Below are 13,698 nucleotides of genomic sequence, written 5' to 3' on the forward strand. Positions count from 1 at the left end.
TTAAGAAGGATACCATATATGGAGGTGGATGATATGTTTCAAATTGGCGATAACATTGTTTATCCAATGCACGGAGCAGGTATAATTGAAGCCATAGAAGAAAAAGAATTCTTAGAGGAAAAACAACAGTATTATGTCATAAGAATGTCAATCAGTAATATGACAGTTATGATTCCAACGAGTAAAATATTGAGTTCGAATATACGACCAGTTACCGATATACTTGCATTAAAACACATTATGCACATTTTTCAGCATGGAGAATCAGATAGGTTACTGCCATGGAAGCAAAGGTATAAAATAAACACGGACAAAATAAAAACAGGTGAAATACAAGAAGGCGCTGAAGTTGTACGTGATTTAATGCGTATGAAGAAAGAAAAAGCACTTAATGCAAGCGAAAAAAAAATGCTGGATAATGCATATGAATTTTTGATTAGTGAACTGGAAGTAATTAAAGGAATCACTGAAAAACAAATAAAAAGTTTTGGTTAGATACATCCCAAAAGATATTTCGGAATATTATGATGAAAAGCAAATCTTCTCCAACTTATGTTTAGAACATTAACGACCTCTTTTGTTATTCCTACATTCTAATCCATTTTTATTATTTACATTTCTTCTGCGAAGATTGAAGTTTTACCAAAAAACTCAATAAAATAGTCACTTTTTTTAGTATCCTGATTCACACTGGCACGGACAAGGAGCCGTAAGGATGGAAGAGAGGTAGGGCTTTCATTGTTTTAGGTATCTCTAAGTGATTATTTCCAGGAGAAAAAAAACAATCGATCTCCTCATTATTTTTAAGAATTTCTTATATCCACTGCCACATTGAATAATAATTGTTTATCTTCTTTTCATACAAGAGATATGCGAGTTGGTAACATCTAGATGAAACCATTTTTATAATTCATCTAATCTTACTTAAAGTAACGAACGTGAAAAAAGAAAGAGTTATATTTGAACAAAACATTAAATAATTTATATACATTCCGCATATTGTCAATCCAGTATGTTATACTGTAAACAAACCTTTGAAGTTTTAAATCTTTTTCTATACCTTGTAGCATCTCCCTACTCGAACGTTGAGTAGGGTTTTTTATTGAGTATGATATAGACATAAAAAAACAGGCCCTATTAAAGAGCCTGTTTGTATAAACGATTGAAGATTAAGCTTTTTGAACGTTAGCAGCTTGAGCTCCACGAGCACCTTGCTCAACGTCAAACGATACTTTTTGACCTTCGTCTAAAGATTTGAATCCGTCACTTTGGATTGCAGAAAAGTGTACGAATACATCGTCTCCATTTTCGCGTTCGATAAAACCAAAACCTTTTTCTGCATTAAACCATTTAACTGTACCTTGTTCCATTTTTGTTGCCTCCTAGTGTGTAACCACACAGTATATACTATCCTTGCCCAAAGTATCATCAAGACGAAAAGTCAATCTTCATACTATCCTTTACACCGAACAAAAATAATTCTTCTTTATTATATCAGGAATCGGAAATAACTGCAAATTATATTTACGATTTATTCATGGCATTATTTGTTAAACATGTGTATACCAGCGCAGAATAAGAGGCCTATTAAAAACTATGGTTTGAAAACACCGTGAAAAATGAATCACGAGTTGTCTTCAAACCTTTTTCTTTGCTTAATAGTACTTAGCTCAGCTGTTTCTTGTTCAAGTGCAAGATAATCTTTTAAAACACAGGGCTGTTCACTTATAAAACTTTGTTTCTGCAGATGTTTCCAAACAGTCACTCATGGATATCCCCATACTTCATTCCGTTTTTTCCTCAAACAATCAATGTTCACGATCTAAATAAATCGATCCCCATGGCGGAGCATTGAGAGAGTTTGACCCGATAAAGTGCTGGGTATAATCTTCATACGCCTTTTGTATCCCGGCTGACTCTGCTAATAATAAACTGGAAATCAGTTTATTATTTACAATAATTTTACAGATGGATGAGAAGAATACTTATCATATATGGGGTGTATAACGTTGGGCCTCCAAAGGCTATAAAACGTTTTCTACACTTAGAAGATCACCAGGGAAGGGGAAACTTTTGAATATGAAAGAACAAAACCTAAGGACTTTGAGAAAACTGGTTACACCTTATGAAAAGTCCGATTTACACAAAAGCATTTGTCAAATCATTAACACATTGGTGCCATTTTTCCTATTATGGTGTTTGGCATATAAGAGCTTGTCGATTTCTTATTTCCTTACATTAGCAATTTCTATTGTTGCGGCAGGTTTTTTAGTGAGAACCTTCATCATCTTTCATGATTGCTGCCACTATTCCTTTTTTAAGAACAGAAAGGCGAATCGAATCCTTGGAACATTAACAGGAATTCTGACTCTGCATCCTTTTGATCATTGGGCACACGACCATTCTGTCCATCATGCGACAAGCAGCAATCTGGACAAACGCGGTACAGGCGATATTTGGGTACTGACGGTAGAGGAATATAAAGAAGCCTCAACTAAGACAAAAATAATGTACCGTTTGTACAGAAATCCGTTTGTTATGTTTATTATTGGGCCGATTTACGTCTTCGGGATTGCCAATCGTTTTAATCGAAAAGGGGCAAAACGCAAAGAACGGATGAATACGTATGTAACGAACCTGGGGATCGTCGCTTTGGCAGCACTTTTATGTTTGGCTGTCGGCTGGCAAAACTTCCTGCTGGTTCAGGTGCCGATTTTTATGATATCGGGCTCTCTCGGAATTTGGATGTTTTATATTCAGCATACGTTTGAGGATTCTTATTTTGAAGAAGATGAGCATTGGGAATATGTAAAAGCAGCAGTTGAAGGAAGCTCTTTTTATAAGCTTCCAAAAGTCATGCAGTGGCTAACAGGCAATATCGGTTTTCATCATGTTCATCATTTAAGCCCGAGAGTCCCAAACTATAAGCTTGAAAAAGTGCATAACAACACTGAACCATTGCAAAACGTTCCGACTATTACACTGGCAACAAGCCTTAAGTCGTTAAAGTTCCGCCTATGGGATGAAGAAGGCAAAAAATTTGTTGGTTTTAGCCACTTAAAAAAAGCTTCTAAAAGCCAAGTATCGGCGCGGCTAACAACGGATTAAAATAAACTCCCCATAATCGCAGAATAAAAGTGCAGACTCGCGCAACGATGTTGTGCAGAGGTCAGCACTTTTTTAGTGAACTCCACAATGCGGTACATTTGTTGCCGTATTTTCCGCAAAAAATAACACCAAAGATGGTTAAGCCCTTGGTATTATTGGGATGCGGCCGAGAGAACTTGAACCTTTACGGGTTATTCCCCCACTGGGCCCTCAATAAAGTGAATCTTTGTTTTCTGTTATAAAACCTTTATATATCAGTGTTTATTTATATTGATTATAAAGTTTTATAATGATTTATTCATATTGAGGAGTAAAATTGGAGTAGCGGTCTTTTTAAAAAAATTACCTTTTTATTGATGTTTACTTAGTAACAGCCCTGCTCGAAGTAATCAGTTAAGGTGAAAAATTAAGATTAAACACGAAAAAGCAGGCGCTATTTACCTGCTTTTTAAAAATTTTTATGCCATGAGAGTATTTTAGCTTTATCCTAAACTTAAAATTCTTTTTATTACATTAGGAATAACAAAAGACCGCTTGATTTCTTTATTTACTTGTATAATGTCTTTTTGTGTTTTCCCATTCTCTTCCCAAGTAACTTCTACTGTATAATCATTATTCATATTTGGTGGATCTCCCATTATCGCTACTGCTATTTTTTTAGCATTCTTAGGTTCATCTGTTGCGTCACCTGATGCCTCAACAACACCATTTTCTTTAAACACAACCTCTTTTATTGAAAACTCAGAATCCCTTTTCCATGTAATATGAACCGCCCATAAGTCTTGCCTTGCAAGATCTATGTCTTTTTCAGGAGAATAGATAACACTCCATTTTCCATCTTTTGAATTACCCTTCAAAATAGGAGGTTGGTGGGTGCCAGCATAAATAAACCATGCTAAAAAAACTAGCAGCCCAACAGAAACAATACTCGCTAAAATAAACTTACTTTTTTTCATTGTTAACTCCAATCTCTATATGTAATAAATGGGATGTAAGCTTATTTTACACCAATGAATTCTCATTTCGTTCAATTCATTACCTATCCTTAAATAATTTTTTCGAACTTCATAACTTATCCATGGTAATATTTGGATATAAAATCACTGAAAGGATTGGACAATGAAGGTATTTGAAGCTAAGTCTTTGTTATCTGAAGCTGAAAACCGCGCAAAAGATTTAAAGAATTGAAAAATCAAATGATTAAGCTAAGAAAAGCATTTAAGGCTGTTGCCGATCTTGATGACAGTGAGTTCTCTGGCAAGGGAGCAAACAATATTAAAGCTTTTTATCACGATCATGTGGGTGTCACTGATCAATGGATTGATTTAATTGAAATGAAGATCGCTTTCCTTACTAGTATCTCCGGTGTTCTAGAAGAGGCCAGCTTATCTGATGCATATATCGAAGAATCCTTCTTAGAACATGAACTAGCAAACGCATATAAAAAATCAAAATCAATTATGTCTGAGCAGAAGAAAGCAATGAAAGATATTCTGAATGATATCGATGACATTCTTCCACTTGATTTATTTTCAACAGAGACTTTTAAGGATGAGCTCTCCTCTGCCGAAAACAAACGGAAAAAGACTGTTGATAAAATATGCGATGTGGACGAAAACTTAAAAACTGAATATGCAATAACTGAACTTAACGAACAATTCATTAAAGCAGACTTTCAAAAGTTACAGGAATCAACAGGTAAGGGCAAGAATGCTACACCCCTTCACTATAATGCCAAGGCATATCGTGAGAGCGATATACATAAGAAAAAAGGCGATATCGAGAAGCAATCTGAAGCCTATTTGAAGATCAAAAAAGAAGAAGCTAAAAAACACGAAATAAAAGATTTGAAAAGACAGCTTGTAAAGGTAACAGATCCAGACGAGTATTTAAAAATTGCGAAGAAAATAGGATACGAGAATTTGGAACCTGAGCAGCAAGTTTATTTCCGCCAACTCGAAGAACTCCAACAAAAAGCTGAAATTGGAAAAGGTATTGCAATGGGAATGTATGAAGCAGGTAAAGATACAGTGATGGGTCTCTATCAACTTGCAAGACACCCGATTGAAACGCTTTCTGGAACTGTGAACGCAGCCTTACATCCAATCGATACTTATAAGATCATAGCAAAAGACATAGAAGACACATTTCAACGTGATATGATTAATGGAGATAGCTACAGCAGAGCAAAATGGGTTTCCTATGTAGGCAGTACTGTTGTTCTTGCAATAGTTGGTCCGAAAGGTATTGATAAAGTATCCAAAGTTGCAAAAGCCGGTTCAAAAGTTGCTGCAATTAAGGCACTTGAAGCTTCAAAAGCAGGAATAAAAAAAGGTATTGAATACGTAAAAATACCAAATGTTTTTGAACAACATTATGCAATGGCTGGTGGTTCAGGGACTTTTCCTTTCAATGTGATTGATGGAGAGAATTATAAAAGCTCTGCACTTGAAATATTCAAGACCTCATCTACTGTACAAGGATTAAAGAAAGCTAAGCCGCATGAAGTTGTAAACGAATTAAAAACTTTCCAAAGCAGAAAATACACTTTTGGAGGACAATCATTCCTCATTGATAAGCGAGGAATGAAACATATTTTAGAGCGCCATCATCCTAATTTATGGGATGGTTCAATTAAGTCTCAACAATCTTTTCTTAATAAAGAGATGATTGTTAACGATGTTGCAGATGCGATAGAATCAATTATGAAACAAAACCGTGAAGAGTTAACAAAAAAAGGAACTAAATTTAGTTATCAAATTCGAGGAACATATGAGGGTCAAAAATATGTTGTTGGCTTTCAAAAAGGAAGAGTAGGACAATTCTATCCGGAAAAATAGGAGAGGTAAAATGTTTTATATTGAATCATTAATTCTTAGGCCAAATAAGAAGATAAACGATCTTTCAATCTTAAAAAATAATATTGACGATTACTTTGTTCCACTTAGCAATATAGAGGGACTAAAGAACATAAAACCACAGTTAGACTCTTACTATTTATCTGGGGCGATTATTTTAAAATATGGTGAACAAGATTTGCTTGATGTCACTATGTGGGACTTGGTTGACCAATTGTGGGCTTATTTTTTAAATCTAATTGAAGAAGCTATTGAAACAGGAAAAAGCGAAACTTATTTTCCAGATCAACCCCTTCTATTGAAAATGAAATCAATATCGAATGATATGTTGTTATTTGAAATTGACCAAAAACAAAAAGTATTACTACCGAAACTTGATTTTTTTGAATCACTCTTAAAGAATGCGAGAAGTTTCTTTAAAACTATGAATTTTGTTTTAGAAGAAAACTGTGATTATGAGTATGAACTTAATAAGATCGATGAATTGCAAACCAAAATCAAATGTATGTGAGGTTAAATGTGAATTACTCTAGAGTGAAAAAATTCTTTGATGAGAATAAAGAATATTCAATTCTTACTGGAGGCGTCACTGACAAACATATTAAAGAGATAGAAAAAGATCTCAAAGTAACCCTACCAGACAGTTATAAGTGGTTTTTAACTGAGTATGGTTCAGGAGGCGCGTTCGGGACCATGATACTCGGTTATGACTCTCATGGAGCTGAAGTTGTAGAGCAAACCAAAGAATACAGAACGTTCTACAATCTTATACCAGGTCTTGTTGTTATTGAGTATATAGATGAATTCTCTTATTGTCTTGATACAAATAAAATGGTAGATGGAGAATGTCCTGTTATCCTTTGGGACAACCATGAAGGATATGGTTATACTGCTGCAAATAGTTTTCTTGAATTTCTTCTTCAGCAACTTAAAAAAGGTAAAGAGGATTTTGACGAAGATGAGGGTTGGGAAGAATAATCTTTCCATTCCAAAGTTGTTTTGGGGATTGAATAATTGTAATATAAAAAACCATACCGAGATGTTTTGGTATGGTTTTCTAAGCTAGACCTTCAACCTAATAAAAACATATCATGGTTTACAAAAGCTTTTATTCAAAGCGTCTGTTTATTTTATTTATACCTATTTTCATCATTTTTCACGAGTTCGGGGCACAAAATGGGCACTATTTTTAGACCGTCAACGAACAACTAAATAATTGTGTAGTTATACACATGCCACTAATGCCATGTCAACTCCTTACTATAATAAATAGAAAAAGGAGGTTCCGGTAAAGTAATGTCTACTTAGGTTCTTCAAAGACAGTTATATAAGCTTATGCTTTTATCTGGTTGCCTCTAAAATACCAAATAACTACTGGAATAAGTAATAATGAAAATACGGCTCCAGAAATTGATAGTATTGTATAACTAGAATGTGCAACAACCATTCCTGACAAGGCTCCACCTGCCGCTCCTGATAGTGCTAATAAAACATCGAATGTTCCCTGTGTTTTTGCACGTAGAGATGGATGTGTTGAATCTATAATAAGGGCAGTTCCCGTTAGTAAACCAAAGTTCCAACCTACCCCTAGTAATACTAGTGCTAGGATTAGTAATGATAATGAGTCTGCCGGTGCAATAGCTGCCACCAATCCAGCGGCAAGAAGTGTGGCACCTGAAGCAATAGCCATAGTTGTGCGACCAAACTTATCTACTAATAAACCAGTCAATGGTGAAGGAAGATACATCGCTGCAATATGGAGTCCTATAACTAATCCCACTTCGCTTAAACCATGACCGTGATGACCCATGTGAACCGGTGTCATTGTCATAATAGCTGTCATGATTAGTTGAGCTAAAATCATAATGACAGCTCCTACCATTATTCCTTTTTTGTCTATAGCAGGATTTTTTAGACTTCCTCCTATTTGTACTTTATCGTCTTTTTTCTCAGCATTCGCAATAGCTGTTGATACAAACAGCGGATCTGGACGAAGAAAAATTAAGAGAATAATTCCAGCAATTATAAAAGCTGCTCCTGACATAATAAACGGACCAGCTAAATTGGGAACACCAATTGAATCTGCAAATTCCCCCATTGTATTAACTAAGTTAGGACCTACTACAGCTCCTAAAGTAGTAGAAACTAAGGCCATACTTGCAGCAGTTGCCCGTTGTTTCTCATTTGCAAGGTCTGTCCCAGCATACCGAACTTGAAGATTAGAAGCCATACCTGCTCCATAAATAAGAAGAGAAACAAATAATAGGGCAACGCTGTTAATTAAAGCCGCGATTATCACACCTATAGCACCTAATCCGCCTATAAGGAAACCACCTGCAAGTCCAGCTCTGCGACCAAAACGTTGTGAGGATGCTCCTATAAGCAGGGCAGCTACGGCAGATCCAAAAGTAAAGAGGGCAGTTGGAATTCCTGCTACATTTTCCGATCCTATCATATCTTGTGCAAGAAGCGCCCCAACTGTTATCCCAGCTCCAAGTCCTGCTCCCCCAAATATTTGTGAAAAAATCAAGATTTTTAATGTTTTTTTATAAAGTTGGTTTTGTTTTTCTGGTGAATCAATATAACCTTGTAACCAAAGAGGCTGCTGTGTTGATATATTTGTATCTTTTTTTGTCATTACCATGAATTCTACCTCCTAACGACACATCTTTGTTGCTTTTCAAGTTTTTTTGTCATCATTGGAACATTCCATCTTTGTTATTCCGTATATTTAGGAATTTCGATATATTTAAAATTTAAAATATTCATTATTAGAAGAAGCTCATGATTAGTTTTTATAATTATGAGCTTCTTCTATTTATTTGTCGGTGTTCATATTAAAATGTGTAAGACTCGCCATCTTCTGGCACTAAAATATTACTTGAGAATCCTTTTTCTTTACTAAAGTTTTTTAATTCTTCTCTAGATAGTGTCCAATGGTTAACAGCTTCCATATGAACAGATATAATCTTAGCATGAGGAGCAGCCTTGTGAACTTCATAGATGTCTTCTTTTCCCATGATGAGTGAACCTAAATCTAATCTTTGATTGTCTCCACCATTAACCACAATGATTTCTGGTTGATGTGTATGAATCTCGTCTTCGATAGCATCATACCAAACTGTATCCCCAGCTACATATAAAACTTTTTCACTTGGGTGCTTGAATACTAATCCACAAACATCACCCATTAAGTTTAATAACTCTTCCCCTCTGCCATGTTCACCTTTTGTTTTTACTAATTGGATCCCTTCAAAAACAGTGTCTTGATGTAGCACTTCTACATTTTTGAAACCACTTGCTTTTACTTCTTTTGCATCTGCTTCATTTTGAACAAACATTTTGATGTTTTTTGGCAATACGTTTTTTGCCACATCATCAAAGTGATCTAGGTGTAGATGAGTAACAATTACCGCATCTACTCCATCCAGAATGTTATCAATTGATGTTGGCAAACTCACCAAAGGATTAAATAGATCTTGTCTGATCGTTTCAGGGAAAGTAGCGTACGTACCTTTCTCTGCTAACATAGGATCTATCAAAAATTTTTTATTTGCGTATTTTACAACAATTGTTGCATTTCGAATTTGTGTAATATTCATATTTACAACTCACTTTCTTTTTTTATTTGTCTTAGATCGACAGAGTTAAGTGTATAATATCAGCAGTGTTCGAATACATAGATAAAAAAAAGTGTTTTAACTCTTTGACTTTATTTTCGAAAGGAATTAACGTTCAAATAGATCAAACAGATAAAAAATTATAGAGAAATTATGTATAATAGCCGAATTCAATGAAAGATCTGGGAGAGAGTACATTTAACATGCCCAACTGCTACAGCTAGAGTAGAGAAATTAGAAGAGAATGGAGTTATTGAGGGATCTAACATTAAAGTAAATCAAGCAATTAGGTGCTTTATGTAAACCTTCATCAATATCTATATTTATGGCAAAAACAATTCCTGTATATGGTCTTACTATGGATCAAAAACAGGACATCTTGATCTTTTATCAGATGGGAATAATGATACTGAAAAACAATAAAAGATAATGAATAAAGGATGTCCAGAAGTATTTTTCTGAACATCCTTTTTTAAGTTGTTGAATCATCTTTCTTGTGAAAAGAAAGACGTTATGTTCGCGCAGGAAATTCTTTTATTTTAAAAATGCCTCTGTGGTTTTTACTGTTGCATAGACACCATTTAATGCGGCCATAAATGCGTAATGGACATGCTCAGCAGGAACGATTTTATCTTCAATTTGCAATGTTGTTGTTGCGCAAGCATCTTCTACCACTTGGCATACATAACCATGTTCAACTGCAGAACGAACTGTTGCATCAATACACATATGGGACATCATACCGCAAACAACTAATTCTTTAACCCCTTCTTCTTGTAGCTTTCCATTTAAATCTGTATTGAAAAAGCTATTCGGCATATGTTTTACAATGACTGTCTCTTTCTCTAATGGACGTACTGACTCATGAATTTCGACACCTTCTGTATTTGGATGGAAAAAATGAGCGATGTTACCTTCTGTGATATGCTGTACATGAAAGACAGGTGCGCCTGTGTTTCTAAAGTGTGAAAGTAGTTTAGCCGCATTTTGTGCTGCTTTCTCTGGGTTTGTTAAAGCCATCTTCCCATTTGGAAAGTAATCATTTTGAATATCAATCACTAATAAAGCTGTTGTCATTTTTTCACCTCTTAAAATTTTTATACTGTATAAGGATATATAATTTCCATTGAATTTTCGATGGTCTCATGAAATACTATTATGTAAAACTTTTTCACTGTGAAAGGAGTTACTATGCAAATTGATTCAATTGATTTTCAAATTCTCCAATTATTAAATAAAAATGCTCGGATACAATGGAAAGAAATCGGTGAAAAAATTCATATGACAGGACAAGCGGTAGGCAATCGCATCAAAAAAATGGAGGATAACGGTATCATTAAAGCATATTCGATTGTGGTTGATGAATTGAAGATGGGGTTTTCTTTTACAGCCTTTGTCTTCTTTTTCATGAATGCATATACGCATGATGATTTATTGAAATTTATTGCTACTCGTAATGAAATTAGCGAAGCTCATCGTATTTCGGGAGATGCATGTTATCTTCTGAAGGTAACGGTTCATTCACAAGAAGTTTTAAATCACCTTCTGAATGATTTATTGAAGTATGGAAACTATCAGCTTTATTTGTCTATTAAGGAAGTAAAAAAGCATTATAATACTTCATTAATGTCTGATGAATAATGCGCTTGTTATTATAATGTATAAAAAGGCCCCAGCTTGGCAAATTCCATATCCAACCTAGGGCTTTTTTAGAGCATATATATCATGTTATATGACCGCACATCTCCGTTTTATAAAGTTAACTATTTACCAATAACAATCGACACTTTATAGTTTGCATGTTTATTTAAGTCATTTAAAAATTGATCTAATACCTCGTTTGAAGGAAATTTACATTCAAGCAAATAGCAACCGTCTCCACTAACTTTATAATTGTTTATTACATAGTTATCTTGTGTTTCTATAAAAGCTAAATAGGGTTGATGATGGATTTTTTCGATATAAATATTAAGAAAAGCATGTATAGAGAAGCCTAATTTCACTTGATTCACTTCGATACTACATCCTTTTATTATGCCATTGTCTATTAACTTTACTACTCTTGATGCGGTTGCTGGTGCAGTGAGATGTACTTTTTCCCCTAATTTTTTCATTGTAAGGCGACTATTTTTAGACAGCTCATCGAGTATTTTTTTATCTATTTCATCAATCATTTTCTTGTATCCTTTCCGAAAAAATAAGATGTATTTTACATATTTTGTTCACTGAACATTTTTTTATGTTTGCTTAAAACTTTAAAAGTAAAGTGAAATTGTGAAATAACTTTATTTTGCCTATGTATTGATCGTTTGAGAAAGTATATATTTATTTGCATGCAAATCAAAGAGGAATGGACACCATTTAATATGAAACAATTTTTCAAAATGTTTTTTCCATTGATCTTGTATAAGTTCATTATTTTAGAGGTGAAATTATGAAAAAATTTGATATATCTGTTTTATCAGTTGCTCCATTAAGACAAGGAGAAACAATGAAACAAGGGATTGATTCTGCAGTGTCATTAGCTAAAGCTGTAGATAATATGGGCTATAAACGGATTTGGTTTGCAGAGCATCATAATCACGACGCTTATGCAAGTGCAGCAACCGTATCAATTGTACAACATATATTAGCAAATACAAAAGACATTCGCGTAGGTTCAGGGGGTATTATGTTGCCAAATCATTCCCCATTAATCGTAGCGGAGCAATTTGGAACACTTGAAACATTATATCCAAATCGTGTAGATTTGGCATTAGGACGCGCACCCGGAACGGATCAAAAAACGGCCGATGTGATTCGTCGTTCCAACCATAATGGAGTGTTTTTCTTTGAAAGAGAAGTAAATGATATTTTGCGTTTTGTCGGGGATAAGAGTGTACAGGGTGAGGTTCGCGCTTATCCGGGTATTGGAACGCATGTGCCTGTTTTTGTGTTAGGATCCTCAACGGATTCAGCGGAAATTGCTGCAAATCTTGGTTTACCCTATGCATTTGGCGCTCAATTTTCACCCCATTCGATGGAAGAAGCGCTCTCTATTTATCGAGAAAATTTCCAACCGTCTTCTTATTTACAAGAACCTTATGTGATCGCTTGCATTAATGTGATTGCAGCAGAATCTATAGACGAGGCATCTTTTATTTCTGCAAGTCATTTGCAGGTGTATATTGATATTTATACAAATAATTTAAGTAAGCTTATTCCACCCACTGAAAACTTCCTAGAATCGTTATCACAGTTTGAATTAGAAATTCTCCACAGTCGACTGGGGTATACAATCATGGGTGATCGAGAAACAATTCGTCGCGAACTAATTGATTTCCAACAAATGTATCACGCAGATGAATTAATTGTGTTATCTAATATTTACGAATTGAGCAAGGAAATTCAGTCGTACGAGATTTTAAAACAGGTTGTGGATGAGTTGTTTAAAAAAAGAATGGAGCAACTTTAGAAATCGAGTCAGTTGTATTAGCTTATGTTCTCCTCAAGCGCGATTGTTGAACAAGAAAGAAAAGGGTGATACATATTAATCATGTATAATATGTATCACCCTTTAGTTTTTTTGAACGAATAGGACATGGTTCGTTTCTTTTACAATGAACGGATATCTTTTTCCTAATAAACAGAAGGAACTGCCGACCGTTTGGATGATTACTTTAAGTAACTGGTGAGTTTTGATGAGCAACTCTTCTCTCATAGCCGTATTTCCGCACAAAAAAATAAAACCAAAGGTGGTTAAACCCTTGGTATTATTGAGATGCGGCCGAGAGGACTTGAACCTCCACGGGTTATTCACCCACTAGGCCCTCAACCTAGCGCGTCTGCCATTCCGCCACGACCGCGTGATCATTAAATTGTGTTTGTGCTGGTTTAGTAGGCTCTTAACCTAGTAAAACCGATTTGCGTGCACTTTGTAAATAAAGTGCGGGTGAAGGGACTCGAACCCCCACGTCGTAAGACACTAGATCCTAAGTCTAGCGCGTCTGCCAATTCCGCCACACCCGCAAAAAGACAAATGGTGAGCCATGAAGGACTCGAACCTTCGACCCTCTGATTAAAAGTCAGATGCTCTACCAACTGAGCTAATGGCTCTTACTATTAGATTTCAA

General features: G+C 35.1%; 13 protein-coding genes, 3 tRNA genes and 1 pseudogene. 7 read left to right on the forward strand and 10 right to left on the reverse strand.

The features are described from left to right. Positions 1-33 precede the first annotated feature (33 nt). On the forward strand, positions 34-495 hold the full coding sequence (locus M1D94_RS18485; protein WP_010886417.1) for a CarD family transcriptional regulator: 462 nt from the start codon (positions 34-36) through the stop codon (positions 493-495). A gap of 674 nt (positions 496-1,169) precedes the next feature. Here the strand turns inward: M1D94_RS18485 and cspC are convergent. Both cspC and M1D94_RS18495 read right to left on the reverse strand, forming a co-directional pair. Beyond that, on the reverse strand, positions 1,170-1,370 hold the full coding sequence (cspC, locus tag M1D94_RS18490) for a cold shock protein CspC (RefSeq protein WP_003234247.1): 201 nt from the start codon (positions 1,368-1,370) through the stop codon (positions 1,170-1,172). A gap of 438 nt (positions 1,371-1,808) precedes the next feature. Beyond that, positions 1,809-1,970, reverse strand: coding sequence for a molecular chaperone TorD family protein (locus M1D94_RS18495; RefSeq protein WP_120028578.1), 162 nt, complete (start codon positions 1,968-1,970; stop codon positions 1,809-1,811). Positions 1,971-2,079: 109 nt separating this feature from the next. Between M1D94_RS18495 and M1D94_RS18500 the strand changes: the two genes are divergently transcribed. Beyond that, a complete protein-coding gene (locus M1D94_RS18500; RefSeq protein ID WP_308154306.1) occupies positions 2,080-3,108 on the forward strand; it encodes a fatty acid desaturase in 1,029 nt (342 codons plus the stop codon). Between the two features lie 482 nt (positions 3,109-3,590). On the opposite strand, the gene M1D94_RS18505 is transcribed toward M1D94_RS18500, so the two are convergent. Continuing rightward, entirely contained in the window at positions 3,591-4,064 is a 474-nt protein-coding gene (locus M1D94_RS18505; RefSeq protein ID WP_064671976.1) for a hypothetical protein, read from the reverse strand. Between the two features lie 163 nt (positions 4,065-4,227). Here M1D94_RS18505 and M1D94_RS18510 point away from each other — a divergent pair. The 3 genes and pseudogenes from M1D94_RS18510 to M1D94_RS18520 all read left to right on the forward strand — a co-directional run bounded on the left by M1D94_RS18510 (position 4,228) and on the right by M1D94_RS18520 (position 6,944). Beyond that, positions 4,228-5,948 (forward strand): annotated as a pseudogene (locus tag M1D94_RS18510) (ribonuclease YeeF family protein). A gap of 10 nt (positions 5,949-5,958) precedes the next feature. Continuing rightward, positions 5,959-6,477, forward strand: coding sequence for a hypothetical protein (locus tag M1D94_RS18515; protein ID WP_014475892.1), 519 nt, complete (start codon positions 5,959-5,961; stop codon positions 6,475-6,477). 8 nt (positions 6,478-6,485) lie between these two features. After that, positions 6,486-6,944 carry an SMI1/KNR4 family protein gene (locus tag M1D94_RS18520; protein WP_041519097.1) on the forward strand — a complete coding sequence of 153 codons (459 nt, stop codon included), beginning with the start codon at positions 6,486-6,488 and terminating at the stop codon, positions 6,942-6,944. Positions 6,945-7,299: 355 nt separating this feature from the next. Here M1D94_RS18520 and M1D94_RS18525 read toward each other — a convergent pair whose 3' ends face one another. The 3 genes from M1D94_RS18525 to M1D94_RS18535 all read right to left on the reverse strand — a co-directional run bounded on the left by M1D94_RS18525 (position 7,300) and on the right by M1D94_RS18535 (position 10,663). Then, entirely contained in the window at positions 7,300-8,610 is a 1,311-nt protein-coding gene (locus M1D94_RS18525) for an MFS transporter (protein ID WP_038827585.1), read from the reverse strand. A gap of 193 nt (positions 8,611-8,803) precedes the next feature. Further along, positions 8,804-9,568, reverse strand: coding sequence for an MBL fold metallo-hydrolase (locus M1D94_RS18530; RefSeq protein WP_003234254.1), 765 nt, complete (start codon positions 9,566-9,568; stop codon positions 8,804-8,806). Positions 9,569-10,120: 552 nt separating this feature from the next. Then, complete coding sequence (locus M1D94_RS18535; RefSeq protein WP_003234256.1) at positions 10,121-10,663, reverse strand: cysteine hydrolase family protein; 543 nt, start codon at positions 10,661-10,663, stop codon at positions 10,121-10,123. Positions 10,664-10,777: 114 nt separating this feature from the next. Here M1D94_RS18535 and lrpB point away from each other — a divergent pair, with 114 nt between their 5' ends. After that, complete coding sequence (gene lrpB / locus M1D94_RS18540; protein ID WP_032727157.1) at positions 10,778-11,227, forward strand: transcriptional regulator LrpB; 450 nt, start codon at positions 10,778-10,780, stop codon at positions 11,225-11,227. A gap of 122 nt (positions 11,228-11,349) precedes the next feature. Here the strand turns inward: lrpB and lrpA are convergent, their stop codons facing one another. Next, complete coding sequence (gene lrpA / locus M1D94_RS18545) at positions 11,350-11,760, reverse strand: transcriptional regulator LrpA (RefSeq protein WP_003246601.1); 411 nt, start codon at positions 11,758-11,760, stop codon at positions 11,350-11,352. Between the two features lie 260 nt (positions 11,761-12,020). On the opposite strand from lrpA, the gene M1D94_RS18550 reads away from it, so the two are divergent. Continuing rightward, positions 12,021-13,040 (forward strand): LLM class flavin-dependent oxidoreductase, encoded by a 1,020-nt coding sequence (locus M1D94_RS18550; RefSeq protein WP_456270308.1) that lies wholly within the window; start codon positions 12,021-12,023, stop codon positions 13,038-13,040. 307 nt (positions 13,041-13,347) lie between these two features. Here M1D94_RS18550 and M1D94_RS18555 read toward each other — a convergent pair. The 3 genes from M1D94_RS18555 to M1D94_RS18565 all read right to left on the reverse strand — a co-directional run bounded on the left by M1D94_RS18555 (position 13,348) and on the right by M1D94_RS18565 (position 13,681). Continuing rightward, positions 13,348-13,431, reverse strand: a tRNA-Leu gene (locus M1D94_RS18555). Between the two features lie 81 nt (positions 13,432-13,512). Then, positions 13,513-13,594: transfer RNA gene (locus M1D94_RS18560), tRNA-Leu, on the reverse strand. Between the two features lie 11 nt (positions 13,595-13,605). Next, a tRNA-Lys gene (locus M1D94_RS18565) sits at positions 13,606-13,681 on the reverse strand. Positions 13,682-13,698 lie beyond the last annotated feature (17 nt).

This window comes from Bacillus sp. JZ109, assembly GCF_053903135.1.

Bases quoted from the DNA above. Each gene is read 5' to 3' on its own strand.
- M1D94_RS18485 (WP_010886417.1), top strand. From the start codon at position 34: ATGTTTCAAATTGGCGATAACATTGTTTATCCAATGCACGGAGCAGGT.
- cspC (WP_003234247.1), bottom strand. From the start codon at position 1,370: ATGGAACAAGGTACAGTTAAATGGTTTAATGCAGAAAAAGGTTTTGGT.
- M1D94_RS18500 (WP_308154306.1), top strand. From the start codon at position 2,080: ATGAAAGAACAAAACCTAAGGACTTTGAGAAAACTGGTTACACCTTAT.
- M1D94_RS18505 (WP_064671976.1), bottom strand. From the start codon at position 4,064: ATGAAAAAAAGTAAGTTTATTTTAGCGAGTATTGTTTCTGTTGGGCTG.
- M1D94_RS18515 (WP_014475892.1), top strand. From the start codon at position 5,959: ATGTTTTATATTGAATCATTAATTCTTAGGCCAAATAAGAAGATAAAC.
- M1D94_RS18525 (WP_038827585.1), bottom strand. From the start codon at position 8,610: ATGGTAATGACAAAAAAAGATACAAATATATCAACACAGCAGCCTCTT.
- M1D94_RS18530 (WP_003234254.1), bottom strand. From the start codon at position 9,568: ATGAATATTACACAAATTCGAAATGCAACAATTGTTGTAAAATACGCA.
- M1D94_RS18535 (WP_003234256.1), bottom strand. From the start codon at position 10,663: ATGACAACAGCTTTATTAGTGATTGATATTCAAAATGATTACTTTCCA.
- lrpB (WP_032727157.1), top strand. From the start codon at position 10,778: ATGCAAATTGATTCAATTGATTTTCAAATTCTCCAATTATTAAATAAA.
- lrpA (WP_003246601.1), bottom strand. From the start codon at position 11,760: ATGATTGATGAAATAGATAAAAAAATACTCGATGAGCTGTCTAAAAAT.
- M1D94_RS18550 (WP_456270308.1), top strand. From the start codon at position 12,021: ATGAAAAAATTTGATATATCTGTTTTATCAGTTGCTCCATTAAGACAA.